General features: G+C 65.6%; 24 protein-coding genes. 12 read left to right on the top strand and 12 right to left on the bottom strand.

Going from position 1 to position 23,848, the window contains the following annotated elements:
- The first annotated feature begins 30 nt into the window (after window positions 1-30).
- Entirely contained in the window at window positions 31-1,488 is a 1,458-nt protein-coding gene (gene rmuC, locus G7045_RS07660) for a DNA recombination protein RmuC (RefSeq protein WP_166159092.1), read from the top strand.
- Here rmuC and G7045_RS07655 read toward each other — a convergent pair.
- The 6 genes from G7045_RS07655 to G7045_RS07630 form a co-directional block, all read right to left on the bottom strand.
- Complete coding sequence (locus tag G7045_RS07655) at window positions 1,470-2,339, bottom strand: TIGR00730 family Rossman fold protein (protein WP_166159091.1); 870 nt, start codon at window positions 2,337-2,339, stop codon at window positions 1,470-1,472. The genes rmuC and G7045_RS07655 overlap by 19 nt on opposite strands.
- A gap of 83 nt (window positions 2,340-2,422) precedes the next feature.
- Window positions 2,423-3,208: a peptidylprolyl isomerase gene (locus G7045_RS07650; protein ID WP_166159090.1), complete on the bottom strand. Its 786-nt coding sequence runs from the start codon at window positions 3,206-3,208 to the stop codon at window positions 2,423-2,425.
- A 56-nt stretch (window positions 3,209-3,264) separates the two neighbouring features.
- Window positions 3,265-3,537, bottom strand: coding sequence for a BolA family transcriptional regulator (locus G7045_RS07645; protein ID WP_166159089.1), 273 nt, complete (start codon window positions 3,535-3,537; stop codon window positions 3,265-3,267).
- Complete coding sequence (locus tag G7045_RS07640) at window positions 3,534-4,100, bottom strand: septation protein A (RefSeq protein WP_166159088.1); 567 nt, start codon at window positions 4,098-4,100, stop codon at window positions 3,534-3,536. The genes G7045_RS07645 and G7045_RS07640 overlap by 4 nt, the downstream gene beginning before the upstream one ends.
- Window positions 4,101-4,110: 10 nt before the next feature.
- Window positions 4,111-4,548 carry a peptide-methionine (R)-S-oxide reductase MsrB gene (gene msrB, locus G7045_RS07635; protein ID WP_166159087.1) on the bottom strand — a complete coding sequence of 146 codons (438 nt, stop codon included), beginning with the start codon at window positions 4,546-4,548 and terminating at the stop codon, window positions 4,111-4,113.
- Between the two features lie 71 nt (window positions 4,549-4,619).
- Window positions 4,620-5,306: a Crp/Fnr family transcriptional regulator gene (locus tag G7045_RS07630; RefSeq protein ID WP_166159086.1), complete on the bottom strand. Its 687-nt coding sequence runs from the start codon at window positions 5,304-5,306 to the stop codon at window positions 4,620-4,622.
- A 137-nt stretch (window positions 5,307-5,443) separates the two neighbouring features.
- On the opposite strand from G7045_RS07630, the gene G7045_RS07625 reads away from it, so the two are divergent.
- From G7045_RS07625 to G7045_RS07590, 8 genes are all read left to right on the top strand, one after another.
- Window positions 5,444-6,592, top strand: coding sequence for an ABC transporter substrate-binding protein (locus G7045_RS07625; protein ID WP_166159085.1), 1,149 nt, complete (start codon window positions 5,444-5,446; stop codon window positions 6,590-6,592).
- 43 nt (window positions 6,593-6,635) lie between these two features.
- A complete protein-coding gene (locus tag G7045_RS07620) occupies window positions 6,636-8,273 on the top strand; it encodes a 3-(methylthio)propionyl-CoA ligase (protein ID WP_166159084.1) in 1,638 nt (545 codons plus the stop codon).
- A gap of 58 nt (window positions 8,274-8,331) precedes the next feature.
- Window positions 8,332-9,231 carry a branched-chain amino acid ABC transporter permease gene (locus G7045_RS07615; protein WP_166159083.1) on the top strand — a complete coding sequence of 300 codons (900 nt, stop codon included), beginning with the start codon at window positions 8,332-8,334 and terminating at the stop codon, window positions 9,229-9,231.
- Window positions 9,232-9,235: 4 nt separating this feature from the next.
- Window positions 9,236-10,438 carry a branched-chain amino acid ABC transporter permease gene (locus tag G7045_RS07610; protein WP_240919181.1) on the top strand — a complete coding sequence of 401 codons (1,203 nt, stop codon included), beginning with the start codon at window positions 9,236-9,238 and terminating at the stop codon, window positions 10,436-10,438.
- Window positions 10,435-11,208, top strand: a complete 774-nt coding sequence (locus tag G7045_RS07605) for an ABC transporter ATP-binding protein (protein WP_166159081.1) — start codon at window positions 10,435-10,437, stop codon at window positions 11,206-11,208. Before G7045_RS07610 ends, G7045_RS07605 begins: the two co-directional genes overlap by 4 nt.
- Window positions 11,192-11,881 (top strand): ABC transporter ATP-binding protein, encoded by a 690-nt coding sequence (locus G7045_RS07600; RefSeq protein WP_166159080.1) that lies wholly within the window; start codon window positions 11,192-11,194, stop codon window positions 11,879-11,881. The genes G7045_RS07605 and G7045_RS07600 overlap by 17 nt, the downstream gene beginning before the upstream one ends.
- A 172-nt stretch (window positions 11,882-12,053) precedes the next feature.
- Window positions 12,054-14,150: a 3-hydroxyacyl-CoA dehydrogenase NAD-binding domain-containing protein gene (locus tag G7045_RS07595; protein WP_166159079.1), complete on the top strand. Its 2,097-nt coding sequence runs from the start codon at window positions 12,054-12,056 to the stop codon at window positions 14,148-14,150.
- A gap of 27 nt (window positions 14,151-14,177) precedes the next feature.
- Window positions 14,178-15,353, top strand: coding sequence for an acetyl-CoA C-acyltransferase (locus G7045_RS07590; protein ID WP_166159078.1), 1,176 nt, complete (start codon window positions 14,178-14,180; stop codon window positions 15,351-15,353).
- Window positions 15,354-15,372: 19 nt separating this feature from the next.
- On the opposite strand, the gene G7045_RS07585 is transcribed toward G7045_RS07590, so the two are convergent.
- Together G7045_RS07585 and G7045_RS07580 are read right to left on the bottom strand one after the other, a co-directional pair.
- Window positions 15,373-15,699, bottom strand: coding sequence for a BrnA antitoxin family protein (locus G7045_RS07585; RefSeq protein WP_205737175.1), 327 nt, complete (start codon window positions 15,697-15,699; stop codon window positions 15,373-15,375).
- The gene (locus G7045_RS07580; protein WP_166159076.1) at window positions 15,689-15,988 is read right to left on the bottom strand and encodes a BrnT family toxin; all 300 of its coding nucleotides are present in this window, start codon (window positions 15,986-15,988) and stop codon (window positions 15,689-15,691) included. The genes G7045_RS07585 and G7045_RS07580 overlap by 11 nt, the downstream gene beginning before the upstream one ends.
- 82 nt (window positions 15,989-16,070) lie before the next feature.
- On the opposite strand from G7045_RS07580, the gene G7045_RS14915 reads away from it, so the two are divergent.
- Genes G7045_RS14915 through G7045_RS07565 form a run of 3 tightly spaced genes read left to right on the top strand, consistent with a single transcriptional unit; the run spans window position 16,071 to window position 20,339 of the window.
- Window positions 16,071-16,889, top strand: a complete 819-nt coding sequence (locus G7045_RS14915) for a type IIL restriction-modification enzyme MmeI (RefSeq protein ID WP_370521586.1) — start codon at window positions 16,071-16,073, stop codon at window positions 16,887-16,889.
- Between the two features lie 48 nt (window positions 16,890-16,937).
- The gene (locus G7045_RS14910; protein WP_205737174.1) at window positions 16,938-20,114 is read left to right on the top strand and encodes a DNA methyltransferase; all 3,177 of its coding nucleotides are present in this window, start codon (window positions 16,938-16,940) and stop codon (window positions 20,112-20,114) included.
- Window positions 20,115-20,162: 48 nt separating this feature from the next.
- On the top strand, window positions 20,163-20,339 hold the full coding sequence (locus G7045_RS07565; protein ID WP_166159075.1) for a hypothetical protein: 177 nt from the start codon (window positions 20,163-20,165) through the stop codon (window positions 20,337-20,339).
- A gap of 60 nt (window positions 20,340-20,399) precedes the next feature.
- Here the strand turns inward: G7045_RS07565 and G7045_RS07560 are convergent, their stop codons facing one another.
- From G7045_RS07560 to G7045_RS07545, 4 genes are all read right to left on the bottom strand, one after another.
- Entirely contained in the window at window positions 20,400-20,720 is a 321-nt protein-coding gene (locus G7045_RS07560) for a BrnA antitoxin family protein (protein WP_166159074.1), read from the bottom strand.
- Window positions 20,680-20,958 carry a BrnT family toxin gene (locus G7045_RS07555; RefSeq protein ID WP_205737173.1) on the bottom strand — a complete coding sequence of 93 codons (279 nt, stop codon included), beginning with the start codon at window positions 20,956-20,958 and terminating at the stop codon, window positions 20,680-20,682. Before G7045_RS07555 ends, G7045_RS07560 begins: the two co-directional genes overlap by 41 nt.
- A gap of 65 nt (window positions 20,959-21,023) precedes the next feature.
- Complete coding sequence (gene ppx / locus G7045_RS07550; RefSeq protein ID WP_166159073.1) at window positions 21,024-22,505, bottom strand: exopolyphosphatase; 1,482 nt, start codon at window positions 22,503-22,505, stop codon at window positions 21,024-21,026.
- A 52-nt stretch (window positions 22,506-22,557) separates the two neighbouring features.
- A complete protein-coding gene (locus tag G7045_RS07545; RefSeq protein ID WP_166159072.1) occupies window positions 22,558-23,703 on the bottom strand; it encodes an ABC transporter substrate-binding protein in 1,146 nt (381 codons plus the stop codon).
- Between the last annotated feature and the right edge of the window lie 145 nt (window positions 23,704-23,848).

Genomic DNA, 23,848 nt, shown 5'->3' with positions numbered 1-23,848 from the left:
GCGTGAGTAGCTATAAAAAAGAGAGTGTTTATGGGCGTCAACCTGTGGGGTTGGGTGGCTGCTTTGCTGGCGGTGGTGTTGGCTGCTGCGGCAGGCGCTGGGCTGGCGGCCGTGCGGGTGCGGCGTACGCTGCTGGCGCAGCAAGAGGCGCTGCTGGCGGCCACCAGAGCGCAGGTGCAGCGTGAGACGCAGCTGGCGCTGCAGGCGCAGGCGGGCGCGCAGCTGGCGACGGCGCAAGAGCGCGTGCGGGCGCTTGAGGGCGAGCGCCAGGCGCTGCTCGCCGAGTTGCAGCAAGGCAAGACCCAGACCCAGGCGCTGCAGGCGCAGGCGCTGCAGCTGCACAGCCAGCTGGCGGCGCAGGGCACGCAGCTGGAGGTCGAGCGCCGCAGCGCACAGGAAAAGCTGGCCCTCTTGAACGAGGCGCGGGAGGCCCTGGGCCTGCAGTTCAAGAGCCTGGCCAACGACATCCTGGAAGAAAAAAGCCGCCGCTTTGCCGAGCAGAACCAGCAGTCGCTCGGGCAGCTGCTCGATCCGCTGCGCCTGCGCCTGGGCGAGTTCCAGGGCCGGGTCGAGCAGTTCTACGACGTGGAGGGCAAGGAGCGTTCGGCCCTGGCGCAGCAGGTGCAGCAGCTCTTGCAGCTCAACCACAGCCTGAGCGAAGACGCCAAGAACCTCACCCAGGCGCTCAAGGGCTCGACCAAGGCGCAGGGCAATTGGGGTGAGCTGATTTTGGAGCGCGTGCTTGAATCGTGCGGCCTGCGCAACGGCCACGAGTACGACACGCAAGAGAGCCACCAGCGCGAGGACGGCTCACGCGCGCAGCCCGATGTCGTCATCCATTTGCCAGAGAACCGCCACCTGGTGATCGACGCCAAGGTGTCGCTGCGTGCCTACGAGGAATGGGCGCACGCCGAGGACGAGGCGCAGCGCGCCGGTGCGCTGCGGCGCCACCTCGATTCGCTGCGCCAGCACATCAAGGGCCTGGCCGAGCGCAACTACCAGCAGCTCTACGGCCTGGGCGGTTCGCTCGATTTCGTCCTCATGTTCGTGCCGGTGGAGCCGGCCTTCATGCTCGCGGTGAGCAGCGACAACCAGCTCTATAGCGAAGCCTGGAACAAGAACGTGCTGCTGGTCAGCCCATCGACGCTGCTGTTCGTGCTGCGCACCGTGGCCCATCTGTGGCGCCAGGAGGCGCAGACACGCAATGCGCAGGAGATTGCGCAGCGCGGCGCCGACCTGTACGACCACCTCACAGGTTTTGTCGAGGAGCTGGAAAAAGTGGGCCGCAACCTCGGCCTGGCGCACGATGCGTACCACAAGGCGTTCAACAAGTTCAGCAAGAACCGGGGCAACGTCATTCGCCGGGCGGAGATGCTCAAGGAGCTGGGCATCAAGCCCGCCAAGACCTTGCCGGCGGCCCTGGTCGAGGCCGCGCGCGAGGATGACGCCCCGGTGGCGGGGGCGGGTGATCAGTCGGCGATGGTGTAGAAGCGCCGGATGATGTCCCAGGCTTCCTGGGGCGAGTCGGTGATGTGAAACAGCTGCAGGTCGTCGGCGGAGATCGTGCCTTCTTCTACCAGCAGCTCGAAGTTGAGCAGGCGGCGCCAGAAATCGCTGCCAAAGAGCACGATGGGCACGGGCTTGGTCTTGCGCGTCTGCACCAGGGTCAATACCTCGAACAGTTCGTCGAGCGTGCCAAAGCCGCCTGGGAACGCCACCAGCGCCTTGGCCCGCATCATGAAATGCATTTTGCGCAGCGCAAAGTAGTGGAACTTGAAGTTCAGGTGCGGCGTGATGAAGCGGTTGCCGTGCTGCTCGTGCGGCAGCACGATGTTCAGGCCGATGGTGGGTTCGCCCGCGTCGTGCGCGCCCCGGTTGGCCGCTTCCATGATGCCGGGGCCGCCGCCGGTGCAGATGTAGATGCGGTCTTGCGGCACCTGGCGCTTGCTGTGTTCGGCCACGAGGCGGGCAAAGGTGCGCGCCTGCTCGTAGCGCTCGGCGTTGCGCAGGGCGCGTTCGGCCTTCTGTAGGGCGGCTGCATCGCCGCTGGCCTGGGCCTGAGCCTGTTGGCGCTGGGCCTCCTCGTGCGAGACGAAGCGGGCGCTGCCGTAAACCACCACGGTGTGCTCTATGCCTTGCTCGGCCTGCTCCAGGTCGGGCTTGAGCATTTCCAGCTGAAAGCGGATGCCCCGTGTCTCGCGGCGAAAGAGGAACTCCGGGTCGGCAAAGGCCAGGCGGTTGGAGTCGGGCTGCAGCGGGTTGCCGTTGTGCATCTGGTTGTGCAGTTCGGCCCAGGCATCGGCCATGCGGCGTTCGTTGAGTTGGGTGTTGGCTTGCATGGGACGATTGTGGCGCGAATAGGCCCGGGCTGCGGGCATAAAAAACGCGGCTGAAGCCGCGTTTTGGTAGAGGTTAAGCGTTTTTACTCGACCTTGGCCTTGGTGCGCAGGTCTTCCTGGAACTGCCCCAGTTTTTGCTGCTGCAGCTGTTGGGCGATCTGCGGCTTGACGTCTTCGAGCTTGGGCAGCTGGGCCTGGCGCTCGTCGTCGAGGCGGATGATGTGCCAGCCGAACTGGCTCTTGACCGGCTCTGCCGTCATCTCGCCCTTTTTGAGCTTGAGCATGGCTTCGGTGAACTCGCTCACGTAGCTGCTGGGGTTGGCCCAGTCGAGATCGCCGCCGCGTGCGCCGGAGCCCGGGTCCTTGGACTTCTTCTTGGCAACGTCCTCGAACTTTGCGCCCTTCTTGATCGAAGCGATGATGGCCTTGGCCTCGTCTTCCTTTTCCACCAGGATGTGGCTGGCCTTGTATTCCTTGCCGCTGTTGGCGGCGACGAACTTGTCGTACTCGGCCTGAATTTCAGCGTCGGTGACCGGGTTCTTCTTTTGGTAGTCGGTGAACAGCTCGCGGATCAAGATGGTCTGGCGGGCCAGTTCCATCTGGCTCTTGTAGTCGGCGGTTGCTTCCAGGCCGCGCTTTTGCGCTTCTTGCAGGAAGATTTCGCGGGCGATGACTTCTTCTTTGATTTGGTTTTCGACTTCCGGCGTAATCGGGCGGCCCGAGCGCTCGACTTGTTGGCGCAGCACGTCAGCGCGTGTCGAAGGCACGGGCTTGCCATTGACGATGGCCAGGTTTTGTGCAGCGACGGGCAGAGAAACGGCGCCCAACACAGCGGCGGCTACGAGGCCGGACAAGAGCTTTTGCTTCATGAAAAATCCAAACAACGAGGAATAGAGGCAGGCAGGGCCTTGTAGATAGGGCCCGCTCAGAGAAGTTCAATTGCCAGCGCGTGCAAGCCCTGGTCCATGAATTCTTGCAGCGCATCATACACAAGGCGATGCTGCGCCACGCGCGATTTGCCGGCCAATTGCGGCGCTGCAATACGCACGCGGAAATGGGTGCCAAAGCCGGTGCCGTTGGCGCCAGCGTGGCCAATGTGCTGGCCGCTTTCGTCGATGACTTCGAGTTGCGTTGGCGCCAGGCGCTCGCGCAGGCGGGCTTCGAGAGTGGCGGCCGTGGTGGAGAACGTATTGCTCATGGCTGTGCGTTATGGGTGTCTTTGTGGGTCGATGGTGTGTCTTGGATATGGCGGCTCAGGTACAAGCCTTGGGCGATGACGAACACCAGCATCAGCCCCATGCCTCCAAAAAGCTTGAAGTTGACCCAGGTGTCGGTATCGAACGTATAAGCCACCCAGAGGTTGAGCAGCCCCATGGTGGCAAAAAATCCGGCCCAGCTCCAATTAAGGCGCAGCCACACCGGCTCTGGCAGCGTCATTTGGGCCTGCATCAGCGTGCGGATGAGGTTTTTGCGCCAGATGAGCTGCCCGAGTACCAGGGCCGATCCCATGAGCCAATACAGCACGGTGGGTTTCCACTTGATGAAGGTTTCGCTGTGCGCCAGCAGCGTTGCGCCGCCAAAGACGACGATCACGCCCAGGCTGAGCCACTGCATGGGCTCGACCTTGCCGTGGTGCCAGCGCAGGTAGGCAATTTGCAGCACCGTGGCGACGATGGCGACGGCGGTTGCGGTGTAGATGCCCCAGACCTTGAAAGCGGCAAAAAACAGAAAAATAGGGAAAAAGTCGATTAAAAACTTCATAACGGGCGGCTCAAGGGCCGTCTGATTCAAAACCGGGTTTAGGGCCCGGTGCAAAGTCCAGGGCGGCGGAATTCATGCAGTAGCGCAGGCCGGTGGGGGCGGGGCCGTCGGTAAAGACATGGCCCAGATGCGCGCCGCACTGGCTGCACACCGTTTCCGTGCGCACCATGGCGTGGCTGCGGTCTTCAATTTCTGTGATCGACCCTGGCAGCGCCTGTGAAAAGCTCGGCCAACCGCAACCCGGGTCGAATTTGTGGGCGGACTCGAACAGAGGTGCGCCGCAGCACACGCAATGGTAGCTGCCTGTAGCCCAGTGCTGCGCGTAGCGACCGCCGAAAGGGCGTTCGGTGGCTGCATGGCGTGTGACTGCAAAGGCGCCGGGCTCGGCCCCCCGCGCTTGCAGCAGGGCCTGCCACTGGGCATCGGTTTTGACGATGGGGTAGGTCATGGCAAAAACAGGACAAAAACAGGGCAAGGCGCCATTGTGGGCCACAGGTGCTGGCCTGGGCGTTTGCGGGGTCAAGCCGTGGCTGTTGGGTTCAGGAACTGGTCGAGCGCGGTATCGTCGAGGATGGCGACTCGACCAAAATTCAAGCCCACGATGCCCGCTGCCGCCAGGGCTCCCAGGGCCCGATTGATGGTTTGGCGCGAGAGCCCGGCGAGCTGGCCCAATTCTTCTTGTGTGATGTCCAGGCGCCGGCGGCTGCGCCAAAACAGGCGGCTGAGCTGCAGCGCCACGCGCTGCTCGGCCGAGCGTGTGCGTCCGGCCTCGATGATGGTCATGGCCTGGCCCAGGCGCAGGTTGATGTGCTGCGCCAGATGCTGGTTGAACGCCAGACTGCTGGCGTGCAGATGCTCAAACACAGCCAGAGGCAGGCATAGCAAGCGCGAGGGGCGCAGGGCCACGACCTCGTAGCGCTGGGCCTCGGCCCGCAGGGCCGTGCCTTCGCCAAACCACTCGCCGTCGGGCACGCCCAGGAAGGCCGCAGTGCGCCGCTGGTGCTGGGTGCTGCGCAGCATGACCAAACCTTCCAGTACAGCGTGCCAGCCTTGCGCTGGATGGCCGGCGGGCAAGACGACATCGCCCTTGGCTGCCGGTGTTTCATAGACGCTACAGCGCACCTCTTGTTGCAATTTTTCCCCCAGGTTGGCAAACCACGGTTGGCGGCAGATAAAGCGCTCGGCAGGGCTGGAAAGGCACAACATGGCGGCATTTTGACGTGTTTTGTGGGGTTTTTTTAGGGGAAACCCTTGAGAAATGTCTGTATGGCGACAGGTTTTGGCACTGCCCGCCCAGGCTTTCACACTGCGCCCTTTCGCCAACGTAGCAAAGGGAGTGAGATATGTGGAATAAACGCCAATTCATCGCAGGTATGGGAGTGGCAGCGCTGGCGCCTTGGGGTTTGGCGCAGGCCACGCCTGGGGTCACAGACAATGAAATCGTCATTGGCGAATCGCTGGATCTGAGCGGCCCCCTGGCGCAAATGGCGCCCGATATGCAGCGCGCCGTACAGTCGTATTTTGAGCAAATCAACGCCCAGGGCGGTGTGCATGGTCGGCGTCTGCGCCTGGTCACTCTCGACGATGGTTACCGGCCCGAGGCTACGGCCAAAAACGTCACCAAACTGATTGAAGAAAATAATGTGTTCGCCCTGTGCAACGTCACGGGCACGGCCAACGTGGCTGCCATCTTGCCGCTGCTGGCCAAGGAAAGCCCACCGCTGCCGCTGATTTCTCCTTTTACCGGCGCAGATTTGATCCGCGAGCCGGCGATTGACCATGTGTTCAATATCCGCGCCAGCTATGGTGATGAAATCGACAAACTCGTGCAGCACCTGAGCACCGTGGGCGTACCACGCATTGCCGTGCTCTGGACGGACAACGCCTTTGGCAAGGATGGCTTGGCGGGCGCGCACGATGCGATGAAAAAACGCGGTCAGAAAATCCATGCCGACGCCGCCATTGCCCCGGATTTATCCAACTTGCAGCAAGCGGTGCAAAAACTCAGCGCCAGCGAGCCCAACTCCATCATCATGGTGACCGCCGGCGCACCCACGGTGGCGTTTATCAAGGCTTATCGCAAGATCAACCGGGGTACGCGCTTTTACACCCTCTCGGTCATGGGCACCCAGGCCACGCTGCGCGCGCTGGGCGAAGATGGCGTGGGCGTGGTCGTGACCACCGTCGTGCCCTTTCCCTGGAGCCAAAGCATGCCGTTGGCGCGCGAATACCGCCAGGCGCTGGAGAAAAATGGTTTCAAGGACAACGTCTCTTTCATTGGCCTGGAGGCTTACATCAATGCCAAGGTCTTGGTCGAAGGCCTGCGCCGCGCCGGTAAAGACTTGACGCGCCCGCGTTTCATCCAGGCCATGGAGTCGATCAAACGCCTCGATATTGGTGGCTTTGAGGTCGATTACGGCAAGGGCGTGCGCCAGGGCTCCAAGTTTGTTGACCTCACTTACATCGGCCAGGGTGAGAAGTTCACCCGCTAGGATGGGCGCTGCGTCGTCATCCACCACTATTTCAGGAGACTCCATGCTTGGCTTGATGCAGAACCAACCGCTGTTGATTTCTTCCCTTCTTACCTTTGCCGAGCGCCACCACAGCGACGGCGAGATCGTCTCGCGCCGGGTCGAAGGCGACATCCACCGCAGCACCTACCGCCAGCTGGCGGGCCGTGCACGCCAGTTGGCCAACGCCCTCGATGCCCAGGGCCTGGCCATGGGCGAACGCGTGGCCTCCATCGCCTGGAACGGCTACCGCCACATGGAGATGTACTTTGGCGTCTCCGGCTCGGGCCGCGTGCTGCACACCATCAACCCGCGCCTGCACCCCGAGCAAATCGCCTGGGTCGTGAACCACGCCGAAGACCGCGTGCTGTGCTTTGACATGACGTTCTTGCCCATCGTGCAGGCCATTCACAGCCACTGCCCGACGGTGCAAAAGTGGGTGATGCTGTGCGATGCCGACAAATTACCCGCCGATAGCGGCATTCCCAACCTGGTGAGCTACGAAGCCTGGATTGGTGCCATGCGCACCGACTACGCCTGGCCGCAGTTCGATGAGAACACCGCGTCCAGCATCTGCTACACCAGCGGCACCACCGGCAACCCCAAGGGCGTGCTCTACAGCCACCGCTCCAGCGTGCTGCACGCCTACGCGGCGGCGCTGCCCGATGTGATGTGCCTGTCGTCGCGCGATGCTGTGCTGCCGGTCGTGCCCATGTTCCACGTCAACGCCTGGGGCATTCCGTACTCGGCGGCGCTCACCGGCTGCAAGCTGGTGTTCCCCGGCCCGGCGCTCGACGGCAAATCGGTGTACGAGCTGATCGAGGCCGAGGGCGTGACCTTTGCCGCCGGCGTGCCCACCGTCTGGCAGATGCTGCTGACCCACGTGCGCAGCCAGGGGCAAAAATTCAGCAGCCTGACGCGCACGGTGATTGGTGGCGCTGCCTGCCCACCGGCCATGATTGCCGCCTTTGAGGAAGAATTTGGCGTGCACGTGCTGCACGCCTGGGGCATGACCGAGACCAGCCCGCTGGGCACCCTGTGCACGCCCAAGAAAAAGCAATTGGCATGGCCGCCAGAGCAGCAGCGCGCCCTGCAGCAAAAGCAGGGCCGGGCGATCTGCGGCGTGGATATGAAAATCGTCGGTGCCGACGGCCAGGAGCTGCCCTGGGACGGTAAAACCTACGGCGACCTGCTGGTGCGCGGCCCCTGGATTCTGGAGCGCTACTTCAAGGGCGACAGCCCGCTGGTGGAGGGCGCCAACGGCCTGGGCTGGTTCCCCACGGGCGACGTCGCCACCATCGACGCTGACGGCTTCATGCACATCACCGACCGCAGCAAGGACGTGATCAAGTCCGGCGGCGAATGGATCAGCTCCATCGACGTGGAAAACATCGCCATGGGCCACCCGGCCGTGGCCATGGCCGCTTGCATTGGTATGCCGCACCCCAAATGGGACGAGCGCCCCATCGTCGCCATCGCCCTCAAGCCCGGAGCGAGCGCCACGCGCGAGGACATTCTGGCCTTCTACGAAGGCAAGACCGCCAAGTGGCAAATCCCGGACGACGTGGTGTTCGTCGAGGCCATCCCGTTGGGCGCCACCGGCAAAATGCTCAAAACCCGGCTGCGTGAGCAGCTCGCCGGGTACAAGTTGCCGGGTTTGTAAAACCAGGCCGCTGGCACGTTATAAAGCCCGACGCGTTCGGGCTTTCTTTTTTTCTTCCATGGCAACGGGCCTTGCACTTTTTCTTCTGACCTTGCTCAACGGCGTCAGCTACGGCCTGCTGCTGTTCATGCTCAGCGCCGGGCTGACGGTGATTTTCAGCCTCATGGGCGTGCTCAACTTTGCGCACGCCAGCTTTTACATGCTGGGTGCTTACCTGGCCTACCAGCTCAGCGCGGCCCTGGGGTTTTGGCTGGCGTTGCTGCTCGCGCCCCTGCTGGTAGGGCTGCTGGGGGCGCTGTTTCAGCGCTACTGCCTGCGCCGTGTGCAGCGCTCGGGCCATGTGGCTGAAATGCTGGCGACCTTTGGCCTGTCGTACCTGCTGCTGGAGCTGGTGCAACTGCTGTGGGGGCGCGCGAGCCTGCCCTGGAGCCTGCCGCCGCTGCTGCAAGGCCCGCTGTGGACGCTGCACGGCGTGCAGTTCCCGCGTGCCCGTGCCTTCATCATGCTGGTGGCGCTGTGCATGTTGGTGCTGCTGTGGCTGCTGCTGGTGCGCACCCGCGCCGGGCTGCTGCTGCGGGCGGCGCTGACCCAGCCGAGCATGGTGCAGGCCCTGGGCCACGACCTGCCGCTGCTGCACACGCTGGTGTTTGGCGGCGGTTGCGCTCTTGCCGCCCTGGCCGGGGTGCTGGGCGGGGGCAGCTACGTCACCGAGCCGGCGATGGCGGCGGCGCTCGGGCCCATCGTCTTCGTGGTGGTGGTCGTGGGGGGCATCGGTTCGCTGGGCGGGGCTTTCTGGGCGGCGCTGCTCATTGGCTGCCTGCAAACCTTTGCCGTGGCCGCTGAGGGCCGGCTGTGGAATGTGCCGCTGGCGCAGCTGGCACCGCTGCTGCCGTACCTGCTGCTGGTGCTCATGCTGCTGTGGCGCCCGCAGGGCCTGCGCGGGGCCGAGGGAGGCTAGGGCGGTGCTGCACGGCCATTCCTGGCGCGCCTGGGCGCTGTACGCCCTGGCCCTGCTCGCCGCACCCATGCTGTGGCCCAGCAGCCTGGCGCTGACGCTGCTGGCGCAGATGGCCATCCTGAGCGTGATCTGCCTGTCGTACAACATGCTGTGGGGCCAGGGCGGAATGCTCAGTTTTGGCCACGCGGTGTACTCCGGCCTGGGGGCGCTGGCCACCATCCACGCCATGCGCTGGGCCGGTGCCGGCCTGCTGCCGTTACCGCTGCCGCTGCTGCCCCTGGTGGGCGCCCTGGCCGGCCTGCTGGGTGCGCTGCTGCTCGGTTGGGTGACGACGCAGCGCGCCGGCACGGCCCTGGCCATGATCAGCCTGGGCCTGGGCGAGCTGGTGCTGGCGCTGGTGCTGATGTGGCCCCAGGTCTTTGGCGGCGAGGGCGGCGTGAGCGCCGACCGTGTCTATGGCGCGCCCTGGTGGGGGCTGGACTTTGGCCCGGCGCGGCAGGTGTACTACCTGATTGCCGCCTATGGCCTGCTGTGCAGCGGCGCCATGTATGCCTTCACCACCACGCCCCTGGGGCGCCTGCTCAACGCTGCACGCGACAACCCCGAGCGCCTGGCCTTCATCGGCTACGACCCGCGCTGGGTGCGCTACCTGGCGTTTGTGCTCGCGGGCGGCTTTGCCGGCGTTGGCGGCGCGCTGGCGGCGGTGTTTTTCGAGGTCGTGACGGCAGCCGACAGCGTCAGCATGGCGCGCTCGGGCAGCTACCTGCTGTTCACCTTTTTGGGTGGTGCCGGGTATTTCTTTGGCCCGGTGCTGGGCGCCGTGCTGCTGGTGCTGTGCACCGTGCTGCTGTCGCAGTGGACGCCGGCCTGGCAGCTGTACCTGGGGCTGCTGTTTCTGGCCATGGTGCTGTGGGCGCCGGGCGGGCTCGCCGGGCTGCTGGCACGCGCGGGCGCCTGGTGGCGCCAGGGATGGGCCTGGGTGGCGCTGGGCAGCTGCGCTCTGCTGGCGCTGCTCGGGCTGGTGCTGCTGGTGGAGCTGGCCTACCAGCGCCAGCAAAGCGCGCTGCTGGGGCCGCAGCTGGTGTTTTTGGGCCTGCCGCTTGACGTGCGCAGCCCCGACCCCTGGGGCGCAGCCGTGCTGCTGCTGGCCACGGGTGTGGGGCTGTGGGCGCTGTGCCGGCGTGCCGTGGCCGGGGCGGGCGCATGAACGCCCCAGCTCCAGCCCCCGCCCTGGCGCTGCGCGCGCTGCACAAAAGCTACGGCGCCAGCGTGGTGCTGCGCGGCGTTGATCTGGCGCTGCAGCCGGGTGAGCGCGTGGCCCTCATCGGCCCCAATGGCGCCGGCAAATCGACGCTGCTCGACCTCATCAGCGGGCGCCAGGCCCCCAGCAGCGGCCAGGTGTGGCTGCATGGCCAGCGTGTGGACGGCTGGGCGCCGCAGCGCATCTACCGCCAGGGTTTGGGGCGCAGCTTTCAGGTCAGCCAGCTGTTTGGCACGCTTTCGGTGCGCGACAACCTGCGCTGCAGCCTGCTGTGGCGCCTGGGCCATGGCTACGCTTTTTGGCGCCGGCTGGCGCATTTGCGCGCTGTGAATGCGCAGGTGGAGCAGCTGCTGGCCCAGCTGGGCTTGCAAGAGGGGGCCGATACCCCGGCGGCGCAGCTGGGCTACGCCGAGCAGCGCGCGCTGGAGCTGGGCATGGCCGTGGCCGGGCCGGCGCGGGTGCTGCTGCTCGACGAGCCCACGGCGGGCATGAGCGCACAGCAGGCGCAGCGCATGGTGGCACTGATTCGCCAGCTGTGCGCCGGGCGCACGCTGCTGCTGGTGGAACACGATATGGAAGTGGTGTTTGGCCTGGCCGAGCGCATTGCGGTGCTGGTGGCGGGCGAAGTCATCGCTTTTGACCGCCCCGAGGCGGTGCGCGCCAACGCGCAAGTGCAAGCGGCCTACCTGGGAGGGCTCGATGCTGCAACTGCATGAGCTGCACGCGCACTACGGCGCCAGCCATGTGCTGCGCGGCGTCAGCCTGAGCGTGCGCCCGGGCGAGATCGTGGCCCTGCTCGGGCGCAACGGCAGCGGGCGCTCCACCCTGGCGCGCGCCACCATGGGCCTGCTGCCCTGGCAGGGTCAGCTGCTGTGGCAGGGGCGCAGCCTGGCCGGGCTGGCACCGCACCAGATTGCGCGCCGGGGCCTGGGCTACGTGCCCGAGGGGCGCGAGGTGTTTGCCAACCTGAGCGTGCAGCACAACCTGCTGCTGGGGCAAAAAAGCGCTGGCGCCAGCCTGGCGCTGCACGAGGCGTACGCGCTCTTCCCGGCGCTGCAGGCGCGCGCCCAGGTGGCGGCCGGGCGCCTCTCGGGCGGCGAGCAGCAAATGCTGGCGCTGGCGCGCACCCTCATGGGGCGGCCGCAGTGCCTGCTGGTCGATGAACCCACCGAGGGCCTGGCGCCCGCCGTCGTGGCGCAGGTGGCCGCCTGCCTGCAGGCGCAGCGCGCCGCTGGTGTGGCGGTGCTGTTGATCGAGCAAAAGCGCCCCCTCGCCCTGGCCCTGGCCGACCGCGTACTGCTCATGGGGCAGGGCCGTATCGTCTTTGAAGGCTCCCCCGCCGCCTTGCAGGCCCAGCCGCAGCTGCAGCAGCAGTGGCTGGGGGTTTGAGTATAAAAAATGGCTCTAGCGCTTGATAAATAAGCGTGAGTAGCTATAAAAATAATAGTATCCAGCAGGCTGGCAATGTCCCGTGTGAGACAAGAGCCAGGGCAGGGCGGCCCTAGACTTTTAAAAAACGCACGAGCGTTCTTTTTTCTTGTCTTTCCACAGGAGCAACAGCATGAGCGCTGAATACCAAGTCCACGGCGATGTGGCCGTGATCACCTTGAACAACCCGCCCGTCAACGGGCTGGGCCTGGCCACGCGCCAGGGCATCGTCGCGGCGCTGGCGCAGGCCGAGCAGGATGCGGCGGTGCAGGCCATCGTCCTCACGGGCGCGGGCAAAGCGTTCAGCGGCGGTGCCGACATCACCGAATTTGGCACCGACCGCGCCTTTGCCGAACCCAATCTGCACACCGTCATCGCCGCCATCGAGCAATGCGCCAAGCCCGTGGTGGCGGCGCTGCACAGCGTCGCCATGGGCGGCGGGCTGGAGCTGGCGCTGGGCTGCCACTACCGCATTGCTGCGCCCGGCACCAGCGTGGCCCTGCCCGAGGTCAAGCTCGGCCTGCTGCCCGGCGCGGGCGGCACGCAGCGCCTGCCGCGCGCCCTGGGGGTGGAGGCGGCGCTCAACCTCATCGTCAGCGGTGAAACCGTCAAGAGCGAAATGCTGGCCTTCGTGCCCGGGCAAAAACTGTTCGACAAGCTCGCTGCCAGCGCCCAATCGCTGGCCGAAGAAGCCCTGGCCTTTGCCCGCAGCATCGCCAGCGTGCGCCCGCTGCCGCTTTTGAGCAGCCTGCCGTGCAAGCACCCGCAGGGCGATGCGTACTTTCAGTTCGCGCGCAACATGGCCAAGGGCATGGCCAAAAATTTCCCAGCCCCGGCCAAGTGTGTCGATGCCGTCCAAGCTGCAACCCAGAAAAAATTTGCCGATGGCCTGGCCGCCGAGCGCGCGCTGTTCATCGAGCTGATGTGGGGCAGCGAATCGCGCGCCCTGCGCCACCTGTTCCTGGCCGAACGCGCTGCCAGCAAGATCCCGGACGTGCCTTCGAGCACGCCCCAGCGCACCATCGCTGCCGTGGGCGTGATTGGCGCCGGCACCATGGGCGGCGGCATTGCCATGAACTTCCTCAACGCCGGCATCCCCGTCAAGCTGTTGGAGACCAAGCCCGAAGCCCTGGAGCGCGGCATCGCCACCATCCGCAAGAACTACGAAGCCCAGGTGGCGAAGAAAAAGCTCAAGCAAGACAAGTACGAGCAGCGCATGGCCCTGCTGTCGAGCACGCTGGACTACGCCGACTTGAAGGACGCCGACCTCATCATCGAAGCCGTGTTCGAGGACATGGGCGTGAAGGAGGCGGTGTTCAAGCAGCTCGACGCCGTCGCCAAGCCCGGCGCCATCCTGGCGAGCAACACCTCCACGCTCGATTTGAACCACATTGCCGCCTTCACCAACCGCCCGCAAGACGTGGTCGGCCTGCACTTCTTCAGCCCGGCCAACATCATGAAGCTGCTCGAAGTGGTGCGCGGCGAAAAAACCGCCAACGACGTGCTCGCCACCGTCATGGCCGTGGCGAAAAAAATCCGCAAGACGGCGGTGCTCTCGGGCGTGTGCGACGGCTTTATCGGCAACCGCATGATCGAGCGCTACAGCCAGCAGGCGGGCTTTTTGCTCGACGAAGGCTGCACCCCGGCGCAGGTCGATAAGGCCGCAGAAAAATTTGGCTTTGCCATGGGCCCCTTCCGCATGGGCGACCTCGCCGGCAACGACATCGGCTGGGCCATCCGCAAGCGCCGCGCCGTCGAGCGTCCCGACCTCAAATACAGCAAAACCGCTGATTTGCTGTGCGAACAGGGCCGCTTCGGCCAGAAAGCCGGCGCCGGCTGGTACGACTACCTGCCGGGTAAGCGCGACGCCATCCCCAACGCCGAGGTCGTCGCCATGATCGAGGCCAACCGCCAGGCCCAGGGCATCACGGCGCGCAAGATTTCGGACGAAGAAATCGTCCAGCGCCTGGTGTTCAGCCTGGTCAACGAAGCCGCCCACATCCTCGAAGAAGGCATTGCCACCAAGGCCAGCGACATCGACGTCGTCTACATCTTTGGCTACGGCTTCCCCGTGCACCGGGGCGGGCCGCTGTGCTACGCCAACGAAGTCGGCCTGTTCAACGTCGTGCGTGCCATGCAGCGCTTTGGCCAAAACCCGCTCGACGACGCTGCTTTCTGGCAACCCGCGCCGCTGCTGCAGCGCCTGGTGGCGCAAGGCAAGCAGTTCTAACCGCCCCGTATTCAAGGAAATAGCGTTATGACTTCCGCAGTAATCGTCTCCACCGCCCGCACCCCCCTGGCCAAGAGCTGGAAGGGCGCCTTCAACATGACCTACGGCGTCACCCTTGGCGGCCACGCCGTGCAGCACGCCGTGCAGCGCGCCGGCATTGACGGCGCCCTGGTCGAAGACGTCATCATGGGCTGTGCCCTGCCCGAAGGCACCACGGGCGCCAACGTGGCGCGCCTGATCGCCATCCGCGCCGGCCTGCCCGTCACCGCCTCGGGCCTGACCATCAACCGCTTCTGCTCCTCGGGCCTGCAATCGATCGCCCTGGCGGCGCAGCGCATCATCGCCGGCGAGAACGACGTGCTCGTCGCCGGCGGCGTGGAAAGCATCTCCTGCGTGCAGCAAGAGGTGAACATGCACATGGCGCAAGACCCCGAGCTGTATGCCGCCAAGCCCGAGATTTACTGGAACATGCTGCAAACGGCCGAGAACGTCGCCAAACGCTACGGCATTGGCCGCGACGCCATGGACGAATACGGCGCCGCCAGCCAGCAAAAAGCCTGCGCCGCGCAGGCCGCCGGCTTGTTCGATGCGGAAATTGCCCCCATCACCGTCACCGCCGGCATTGCTGACAAGACGCTGGGCCTGATCACGAAAAAAGTCACCGTCAGCCGCGACGAAGGCACGCGCGAAGGCACCACGGTCGAAGGCATCAGCGGCCTCAAGAGCGCCATGCCCGGTGGCCTCATCACCGCCGGCAACGCCAGCCAGTTCAGCGACGGCGCCGGCGCCTGCGTGGTGGTCAGCGAAGCCTTTGCCACCCAGCACAAGCTGCAGCCCCTGGGCCGCTTCCTGGGCTTTGCCGTTGCCGGCTGCGAGCCTGACGAAATGGGCATCGGCCCGGTGTTCGCCATCCCCAAGGTGCTGAAAAAACTCGGCCTCACGGTGCAAGACATCGACCTGTGGGAGTTGAACGAAGCCTTCGCCGTGCAGGTGCTGTACTGCCGCGACAAGCTCGGCATCGACCCCGCGCGCCTGAACGTCAACGGCGGCGCCATCGCCCTGGGCCACCCCTACGGCGTCAGCGGCCAGCGCCTCACGGGCCACGCCCTGATCGAAGGCAAGCGCCGGGGCGCCAAGCGCGTGTGCGTGACCATGTGCATCGGCGGCGGCATGGGCGCTGCTGGCGTGTTTGAGGTGCTGTAAACTGCACCCGGGCTACGCGCTAGCCACCCGGTAGCCCGGGTGCGCTGCGCTGCCCTGGGCTACACGCTTGTTGGGTTTGCAGCCATTCTTTGAGGGCATCGTTCATGCGCGTTTGCCAGCCGGGGCCGGTTTGGCGAAAGGCGGCCAGCACCTCGCGGTCGTAGCGGATAGACACCTGCTCCTTGCTGCTGTCGCTCACCGGCCTGCCGCGCTTGCGTGCCGTGGCCAAGGCCGCTTGCAGCTCCTGCGCTGTAGCGGGGCGCTCATCCTCATCCGCACCATCCCACTGGTAGTCCTCTTGAGGGGGCAAGGCCCGTACCTGGGCCAGCACTTGTTTATGGTTCATCGCATTGGTTTTCGAGCCAGACATGGTAAGCCTCACGTTCTGCACTGCTTGCGCGGCGAAAGCTGATGATGCGGGTTGAGGGGTCACGGCGGGTATGCACCACCGTCAACACAGCCAGAAAACCCAGCGCATACGAAATCGACTGAATCCGGCGCTCCCCGTTGCGTACCAGGGGGATATCGAACCGGAAACGCGATGCCAGAACTTCATCGGCATCTGCAAAATCCAGCCCGTGTTTCGCCAGATTGGTTTGGCGCTTGGCTTCATCCCAGGTCAGTCGCTCGTTCATGGATTATTGTAGCTGCAATAAATAAAATGACTACCACCCCGTAGCCCGGCCAGGCCCCGCCCGCCCCCTATCATCGCCCCCCATGCACAGCGCCACCCCCACATCAGCCGATACGCTGCCACCCGACACCGCCGCCGCCTTCATCGCCCGCTGGCAGGGCGTGACGGCCAGCGAGCTTTCCACCGCGCAGAGCTTCACCATCGAGCTGTGCGAACTGCTGGGCGTAGAAAAACCCCACCCCACGCCCGAGCAAAGCTATATGTTCGAGCGTCCCATCACCTTCACGCATGGCGACGGCAGCACCAGCAGTGGGCGCATCGACTGCTACAAGCGCGGCCACTTTGTGCTTGAAGCGAAAAAATTCAAGGCCGCCACGCACACCAAAGGCTTTGACGACGGCCTCTTGCGCGCCCGCAGCCAGGCCGAGAACTACGCCCGCGCCCTGCCTGCGCAGGAAGGCCGCCCGCCCTTTGTGCTGGTGGTGGACGTGGGCACCGTCATCGAGGTGTACGCAGAATTCAGCCAAAGCGGCGGCACCTACACCCCGTTTCCCGACCCGCGCAGCCACCGCATCGCCCTGGCCGACCTGGCCCAGCCCGAGGTGCGCGTGCGCCTGCAGTGCATCTGGAGCGCACCGCACAGCCTGGACCCCGCACGCATCAGCGCCCAGGTCACACGCGAGGTGGCGCAGCTCTTGGCGCGGCTGTCGCAGTCGCTGGAGGGCAGTTTGCTGGGGGCGCAACCCTCTCCCCCCACCCCTCTCCCGCAAGGGGAGAGGGGAGCTACAGCCACCCCCACCAGCCCCCCAGCCCTTGCCAGCGCCCCCACTCCCTCTCCCCTTGCGGGAGAGGGCCGGGGAGAGGAGGTGAAAAACCCTCCAGCGCCCGCCAGTCCAGCGTAAGCAGCTCCTGAAATCGTAGCGTCCTACCTCACCCGCTGCCTGTTTTCCATGTTTGCCGAAGACGTTGGCCTGCTGCCCGAGAACAGCTTTCAAAGCCTGCTGCAAAAGCACCGCGAGCAGCCCGCCGTGCTGCAGCAAATGCTGCGCATCCTGTGGCAAGACATGGACCAGGGGGGCTTCAGCGCCGCGCTGGCGCAAGACGTGCTGCACTTCAACGGCAAGCTGTTCAAGGGCGCGGGCGCACCCCACTACAGCCTGCTGCTGACCACCGCGCAAATCGACCTGCTGATAGCCGCCGCCCGCGCCAACTGGCGCGAGGTGGAACCCGCCATCTTCGGCACCCTGCTCGAACGCGCCCTGGACCCCACCGAGCGCCACGCGCTGGGCGCCCACTACACCCCCCGCGCCTATGTGGAGCGCCTGGTGCTGCCCACGGTGATTGCGCCCCTGCGCGCCGAATGGGACAACGCCCGCGCCGCCGCCCTGGTGCTGGCACGCGAAGCGGGCGCGCTCGAAGGCCGGGCGCAGGCCGCCAAGCTGGAGCAAGCGCGGGGCGAAATCCAGAAATTCCACCACCGCCTGTGCACTCTGCGCGTGCTCGACCCGGCCTGCGGCAGCGCCAATTTTTTGTACGTCACCCTCGAACACTTGAAGCGCCTGGAGGGCGAAGTCATCAACCAGCTCGAAGCCCTGGGCCAGCAGCAAGACCAGCTCGGCTTTGAAGGCGAAACCGTCACCCTGGCGCAACTGCGCGGCATCGAGCTCAACGAACGCGCCGCCGCCCTGGCCGAACTGGTGCTGTGGATTGGCTACCTGCAATGGCACATCCGCAGCCGCGGCCGCGCCAGCGTGGCCACGCCCGTGGTGCACAACTACGGCAACATCGAATGCCGCGACGCCGTACTCGCCTGGGACGCCCAAGAGCCCGCCTACGACAATGCCGGCCAACTGCGCACCCGCTGGGACGGGAAAACCTATAAAACCCACCCCGCCACCGGCGAGCGCGTGCCCGACGAAGCCGCCCAAGTGCCGCAGTGGCGCTACATCGGCGCCCGGCAGGCCCAGTGGCCGCAGGCGGATTTCATCGTTGGCAACCCGCCGTTTATTGGCAAGCTGCGGATGCGTGAGGCACTGGGCGATGGCTATGTGGAAGCCCTGCGCTCCGCTTGGCAGGGTGTACCCGACAGCGCCGACTTTGTGATGTTTTGGTGGCATCACGCCGCGCAACTGGTTGCCAGCGGCCAGGTGCAGCGCATGGGGCTGATTACCACCAACAGCCTGACGATGATTTTTAACCGCCGCGTGGTGCAAGCCGCGCTGCAGCAGGGCACGCACCTGAGCATGGCCATTGCCGACCACCCCTGGGTGGACAGCAGCGACGGCGCTGCCGTGCGCATCGCCATGACGGTGCTCGCCCCCGGCAGCGGCGAGGGAGAACTATTAGCCGTCACCAGTGAAGAAGCTGGTGCATACGGCGAAATGGCTGTGGAAATGCAGGGTCAGCGCGGTTTGATTCATGCGGACTTGAAAATTGGCGCGAACGTCACGATGGCCCAGGCACTGCAAGCCAATGCCAGATTGAGCAGTGCCGGTGTAATTCCGCATGGTGCTGGCATGTTGCTCACGTCCGACGAAGCTGCTGCCATGGAGCCGGATGCACCCATCAAGCCCTACCGTAATGGCAAAGACTTGACAGACAAGTCTCGAAACATGTTGGTCATCGACTGCTACGGTCTGAGCGTCGAACAAGTACGTGATCGTTACCCCAGGCTTTACCAATGGCTACTGGACAGAGTCAAGCCGGAGCGAGATGTCAACAACGACAAAGACCTGCGTGAAAAATGGTGGCTGCACCGCCGCAACAACGAAGAAATGCGCCGTGCTTTGTCAGGCTTGCCCCGTTACATCGCCACGGTAATGACGGCCAAGCACCGTGTATTCCAGTTTTTGGATGGTGCCATCCTGCCCGATCAAATGCTGGTTGTTATTGGTATGGACGATGCTTACACCCTGGGCGTACTCTCCAGCCAATTGCACACCGCCTGGGCCTTGGCAACGGGTGGCACGCTGGAGGACAGGCCGCGCTATAACAAATCCCGCTGCTTTGAAACCTTCCCCTTCCCCGCCGAAGCCACCGGCCTGACCCCCGCCCTGCAAGCGCGCATTGCCGATCTGGCCGAAAAAATCGACGCGCACCGCAAGCGCGTGCTGGGCGTTCCCCCCTCTCCCCCCACCCCTCTCCCGCAAGGGGAGAGGGGAGCTACAGCCACCCCCATCAGCCTCCCAGCCCTTGCCATCGCCCCCACCCCTCTCCCGCAAGGGGAGAGGGGAGCTACAGCCACCCCCACCAGCCCCCCAGCCCTTGCCATCGCCCCCACCCCTCTCCCGCAAGGGGAGAGGGGAGCTACAGCCACCCCCACCAGCCCCCCAGCCCTTGCCATCGCCCCCACCCCTCTCCCGCAAGGGGAGAGGGGAGCTACAGCCACCCCCACCAGCCTCCCAGCCCTTGCCATCGCCCCCACTCCTCTCCCGCAAGGGGAGAGGGGAGCTATAGCTACCCCCACCAGCCTCCCAGCCCTTGCCATCGCCCCCACTCCCTCTCCCCTTGCGGGAGAGGGCCGGGGAGAGGGGGCCAGCGCCACAGCACAAAGCCTCACCCTCACCGGCCTCTACAACGTGCTGGCCGCACTGCGCGAGGGCCGCGCCTTGACGGCCAAGGAAAAAACCCTCCACACCCAGGGCCTGGTGTCCGTGCTGCGCGAGCTGCACGACGAGCTGGACGCGGCAGTGCTCACCGCCTACGGCCTGCCCAGCAGCGCCAGCGCAGACGCCATCCTCCAGCACCTGGTGCAGCTCAACGCCGATCGCGCCCGCGAGGAGGCCCAAGGCCGCATCCACTGGCTGCGCCCGGCGTTCCAAAATCTGGAAAAATCGCTATCAAAACAAGAGCTGGTTGCGCTTGATTATCAAGCGCCAGAGGCCGATTTGACCCCTGAAAAACCGCTATCAAAACAAGAGCAAACCACCTGGCCCGCCACCCTGCCCGAGCAGGTGCGCGCCGTCGCCACCTTGCTGGCCGCCCACAGCACCGCGCTGCCCCTGCCCGCCATAGAAGCCGCCTTCAAAGGCCGTGGCCCCTGGAAAAAAAGCCTGCCCACGCTCTTGCAAACCCTCGAAGCCCTGGGCCGCGCCCGCCAGGAGGCGGGGGGGTGGCGGGCGGGGTAGGGTGAGGCGGTTTCTGTCCTGATCCAAGCAATGAAAGAAGGCAACCCCATGAACGACGATGAAGAAGAGATCATGAATATCGACGATCCCAGAGTTCCCGATGCCATTCGAGCGCATGGGCGCCGCTTTCGTAAGCCTGCGCGTTTCGTGGTCGATGTGGGCAATAACGAATACGTTCTCTCGTCCGAAGATGGCGAGGTATTGGATATCGTTTGCTTGAAGTAAGCCCGCAAAACGGCAGCCCGCAGCCCGGGCTGTCTGTGTGGTGCGTGCTGCCCCAGCCCACTATTTGGCGTGTGCCTTGTGCGCCTCCACATAGGAGCGCAAAACGGCATTCATGCGCGACTGGTATCGCGCGCCGGTGTGCCTGAAAAACTCCAACACGTCGGCATCCACCCGCAGCGTGATTTGCTTCTTGGTGTGGGGTAACTGCGCCGCCGCCTTCATCCAAACAGCGTCCGGCAGGCCAGGGGTGTCGCTGTAGTCGATTGGCTCATCGGGCATGGCCGCCAAGGCTTGCAGTCGGGCCTTCTGCTCGGCGGTCAGGACGGGCGGATTCTTGGGGTCAAGCGTTCGCTTCACGGTATTTTTTTCTTTCGTCGGCATTGGCTTTCCTTGCAGAGATCAGGCGGATGGTGTCCTCGTGCCGAACGGTGTGCACGACATACAGAACAGCGCAATAAGCAAGGCCAATCGTGGCCCAGCGATCTTCCCCGTAGTCCGCCCGCCCATCGTAGGCTTCAATCCGTCCAGAGTCGTAAAAAACAAGCTCAGCATCCTCGAAGGCAACGCCGTGCTTTTGCAGATTCGAGGCTGTTTTGGCGGCGCCCCATTCAAGTTCCATTGGGGCGATTGTTGTTGCGTTTTGTAGTTACGTCAAATGGGTTTTGTGCTCACTGGACCCGATGGCTACGCCGATTGCGCAATCACCTCCAGCGCCCAGGGCGTGCGCTGCCAGTCCTGGCTTTCTTCGCGCAGCAGGTGGGCTGATTGGGGGTAGCGCGTGGCCCAGTCGGTGGGCAGGCGCAGGGTGATGTGGCCGGGGTCCTGGCGCAGGTGCAGGCCGGCTAGCTCGGGCGGGCGGCGGGCGTGGCACAGGGCCACGGCCAGGCGCAGGCAGGCCAGTTGCAGCGCCAGCGGGGCGCTCCAGGGCAGCTCTAGTTTGCGCAGCTTGCCCCGGTGGGCGCGCACCAGCAGGGCCAGGCGTTGCAGCTCGTGTTGGGCAAAACCGGCGGCGTCGGTGTTGTCCAGGATGTAGGCGCCGTGGCGGTGGTAGCCGCTGTGGGCGATGCGGCAGCCCACTTCGTGCAGTTGCGCGGCCCAGGTGAGTTCCTGGGCATGGCCGGGTTGCTCCTGGCCTGTGGCCTGGGCGAACAGGGTGCTGGCGGCTTGCGCCACGCGCTCGGCCTGGGCGGTATCGACGCCAAAGCGTTGCTGCAGGGCGCTGACGGTGGCGCGGCGCTGGTCGGTGGCGGGGCTGTCGCGCTCGATCAGGTCGTACAGCGCGCCTTGGCGCAGGGCGCCTTGGGCTACGTGCAGGGTGTCGATTTGCAGCAGGGCAAACAGGGCGCGCAGCACGCTCAGGCCGCCGCCGATGACGGCGCGCCGCTCCTCCTTGAGGCCCGGCAGTTGCACGCGGCTGGCGTGGCCGGCGCGCAGCAGTTGCTGGTAGAGCCCGTCCAGGTGTTGGCGCGTGATGCGCCCGGGGGCATGGCCGCTGGCGGCCAAAATCTCGCCCACCGCGCCCACCGTGCCCGAGGCGCCATAGGCGCAGTCCCAGCGCTGGCGCTGGTACACGGCCAGGGCTTCGTCGAGCTGGGCCTGGGCGGCGGTTTCGGCGCGGGCAAAGGCGCGTTCGGTGAATTGGCCGTCGGCAAAGAATTGCGCCGACCAGGAGACGCTGCCGACGCGAAACGAGGCCACTTCCTGCGCCTGGTACTGCTGGCCGAGGATGAGCTCGGTCGAGCGCCCGCCGATGTCGAGCACCAGTCGGCGTTCGTCGGACTGGGGCAGCAGGTGCGAGACGCCCTGGTAGATCAGGCGCGCTTCTTCGGGGCCGCTGACGACTTCGATGCGGTGGCCAAGGATGGCGCTGCCGCGTTCGATGAAGACGTCGCGGTTGCGCGCTTCGCGCAGGGTTTGCGTGGCCACGGCGCGCACCTGGGCGGGGGCGAAGTCGCGCAGGCGTTCGGCAAAGCGCGCCAGGCAGTCCCAGCCGCGCTGCAGGGCGTCGGCGCTGAGGTTGCGCTCGGCATCCAGGCCCCCGCCCTGGCGCACGGTTTCCTTGAGGTATTCGATGCGCTGGAGCTGGCCGTGTTCGTAGCGGGCAATTTCGAGGCGAAAGCTGTTGGAGCCCAGGTCCACAGCGGCGAGCAATGTTCCGTCTTGCATGGGGCGGCAGGAGGGGGGGTGAAAAGCGGCGCAGCATAGCACCGCCGAGGCATTAGCCGACGATGCGGCCGTTGCTGCTGAGCATACTTTGCGTCACGCTGCTGCCCACCGGCTGGCGGCCCTGGAAGGCGATGCCAAAGCCGCCCAAATCAAGCCCCTGGCGCTGGCGCAGGCTGGCGAGCAGGCTCGCGCGTGTGAGGGGGCCGTTGACGTTGGCCAGGGCTTGCGCCGTGTAGCGCGCGCTGATGAAGCCGGCCAGGCCCTGGGGCGAGGGTGGTTCGTCGTACAGCCGCGCCAGGCGTTCGCGGTAGGCGCGCACGATGGGCAGGCCGGCGCTGACCAGGGGCACGGCCTGGGTGGCGATGACGGAGACGTTGCGCGGCGTGGCGCCCATTTGTGCCAGCACCTGCAGGTTGACGTCGGCCAGGGCGACGATGAAGCACTGGCGCCCGGGCTGCAGCGCCAGGCGGCGCAAGAAGTCGTGCAGCTCGGGTGTGCCACCGACGAACAGCACCATGGCCTGCTGCGGCTGCACGCGGCCCGAGGATTCGGGCAGCGCCTGCGTGCGCAGGGCCAGGGCCCGCGCGGCCTGCTGCACCGGGGCTTGCATTTGCGTGCGCAGCGCCGCGCTGGCATAGACCACGCCCAGCTCTTGCACGCCCATGCTGGCGAGGTTTTTCAGGGCGTGGGCGATTTGCGCTCGGTAGTCGGGGAAGATGCCAAACAGCAGGTCTTCGCCCTGGGTGGTGCTGTGGCTGTGCAGCCAGGGGGCAATCTGCGCCAGGGTGCTGCCGCGCTCGGCCTGCTGCAGCGTGACCAGGGCGCTGGCGGTGCGCTCGCCCACGCAGCCGGCCAGCGCCAGGCAGTTGGGGTCGGCCTGCAGGCGTTGCCAGTTGCTTTGGAGCTGGGCGCCATCGCCGTGGTGCTCGATCACGCGGTGCAGCACGGGCCGCCCGCGCAGGCCGCCCCGGGCGTTGAAGTCTTGCCAGGCCAGGCGCGCGCCGGTGACGAAGTCGCGGCTCACGTCCTGCTGGCTGGGCGACATGTCGGCAATCTGGGCGATGGTCAGGGGCGGCTCGTCGCTGGCCGTGCCGGGCTGGGCCAGGGCGAAGGGGCCGCCCAGGGCGGCGGCGCTGACCGCAGCGCAGCGCTGGAGCCAACGGCGGCGGGGCAGGGGAGGCAGGGGGGTGGCAGGCATGGTGTGGGGTTGGAGGGAAACCCGGCAGCCTAGGGAAGCTGCGTGACAGTGCTGTGACGCCATGCGCTGTGGCAACACCCCCTGTGCGACAGGTGTATGACGGCGGCCTTTTGTCATTGCACTGTCACAAAGCCTGCCTACATTC

The sequence above is a fragment of the Acidovorax sp. HDW3 genome (assembly GCF_011303755.1).
In the GTDB taxonomy this organism is placed as follows: Bacteria; Pseudomonadota; Gammaproteobacteria; order Burkholderiales; family Burkholderiaceae_C; genus Paenacidovorax.
The sequence above is the reverse complement of the archived record's forward strand: the minus strand, read 5'-3'. Positions and strand labels throughout refer to the sequence as shown.

What these genes read in the sequence shown, in the direction of transcription:
- rmuC (WP_166159092.1), top strand. Translation starts at nt 31, where the DNA reads ATGGGCGTCAACCTGTGGGGTTGGGTGGCTGCTTTGCTGGCGGTGGTG.
- G7045_RS07655 (WP_166159091.1), bottom strand. Translation starts at nt 2,339, where the DNA reads ATGCAAGCCAACACCCAACTCAACGAACGCCGCATGGCCGATGCCTGG.
- G7045_RS07650 (WP_166159090.1), bottom strand. Translation starts at nt 3,208, where the DNA reads ATGAAGCAAAAGCTCTTGTCCGGCCTCGTAGCCGCCGCTGTGTTGGGC.
- G7045_RS07645 (WP_166159089.1), bottom strand. Translation starts at nt 3,537, where the DNA reads ATGAGCAATACGTTCTCCACCACGGCCGCCACTCTCGAAGCCCGCCTG.
- G7045_RS07640 (WP_166159088.1), bottom strand. Translation starts at nt 4,100, where the DNA reads ATGAAGTTTTTAATCGACTTTTTCCCTATTTTTCTGTTTTTTGCCGCT.
- msrB (WP_166159087.1), bottom strand. Translation starts at nt 4,548, where the DNA reads ATGACCTACCCCATCGTCAAAACCGATGCCCAGTGGCAGGCCCTGCTG.
- G7045_RS07630 (WP_166159086.1), bottom strand. Translation starts at nt 5,306, where the DNA reads ATGTTGTGCCTTTCCAGCCCTGCCGAGCGCTTTATCTGCCGCCAACCG.
- G7045_RS07625 (WP_166159085.1), top strand. Translation starts at nt 5,444, where the DNA reads ATGTGGAATAAACGCCAATTCATCGCAGGTATGGGAGTGGCAGCGCTG.
- G7045_RS07620 (WP_166159084.1), top strand. Translation starts at nt 6,636, where the DNA reads ATGCTTGGCTTGATGCAGAACCAACCGCTGTTGATTTCTTCCCTTCTT.
- G7045_RS07615 (WP_166159083.1), top strand. Translation starts at nt 8,332, where the DNA reads ATGGCAACGGGCCTTGCACTTTTTCTTCTGACCTTGCTCAACGGCGTC.
- G7045_RS07605 (WP_166159081.1), top strand. Translation starts at nt 10,435, where the DNA reads ATGAACGCCCCAGCTCCAGCCCCCGCCCTGGCGCTGCGCGCGCTGCAC.
- G7045_RS07600 (WP_166159080.1), top strand. Translation starts at nt 11,192, where the DNA reads ATGCTGCAACTGCATGAGCTGCACGCGCACTACGGCGCCAGCCATGTG.
- G7045_RS07595 (WP_166159079.1), top strand. Translation starts at nt 12,054, where the DNA reads ATGAGCGCTGAATACCAAGTCCACGGCGATGTGGCCGTGATCACCTTG.
- G7045_RS07590 (WP_166159078.1), top strand. Translation starts at nt 14,178, where the DNA reads ATGACTTCCGCAGTAATCGTCTCCACCGCCCGCACCCCCCTGGCCAAG.
- G7045_RS07585 (WP_205737175.1), bottom strand. Translation starts at nt 15,699, where the DNA reads ATGAACCATAAACAAGTGCTGGCCCAGGTACGGGCCTTGCCCCCTCAA.
- G7045_RS07580 (WP_166159076.1), bottom strand. Translation starts at nt 15,988, where the DNA reads ATGAACGAGCGACTGACCTGGGATGAAGCCAAGCGCCAAACCAATCTG.
- G7045_RS14915 (WP_370521586.1), top strand. Translation starts at nt 16,071, where the DNA reads ATGCACAGCGCCACCCCCACATCAGCCGATACGCTGCCACCCGACACC.
- G7045_RS14910 (WP_205737174.1), top strand. Translation starts at nt 16,938, where the DNA reads ATGTTTGCCGAAGACGTTGGCCTGCTGCCCGAGAACAGCTTTCAAAGC.
- G7045_RS07565 (WP_166159075.1), top strand. Translation starts at nt 20,163, where the DNA reads ATGAACGACGATGAAGAAGAGATCATGAATATCGACGATCCCAGAGTT.
- G7045_RS07560 (WP_166159074.1), bottom strand. Translation starts at nt 20,720, where the DNA reads ATGCCGACGAAAGAAAAAAATACCGTGAAGCGAACGCTTGACCCCAAG.
- G7045_RS07555 (WP_205737173.1), bottom strand. Translation starts at nt 20,958, where the DNA reads ATGGAACTTGAATGGGGCGCCGCCAAAACAGCCTCGAATCTGCAAAAG.
- ppx (WP_166159073.1), bottom strand. Translation starts at nt 22,505, where the DNA reads ATGCAAGACGGAACATTGCTCGCCGCTGTGGACCTGGGCTCCAACAGC.
- G7045_RS07545 (WP_166159072.1), bottom strand. Translation starts at nt 23,703, where the DNA reads ATGCCTGCCACCCCCCTGCCTCCCCTGCCCCGCCGCCGTTGGCTCCAG.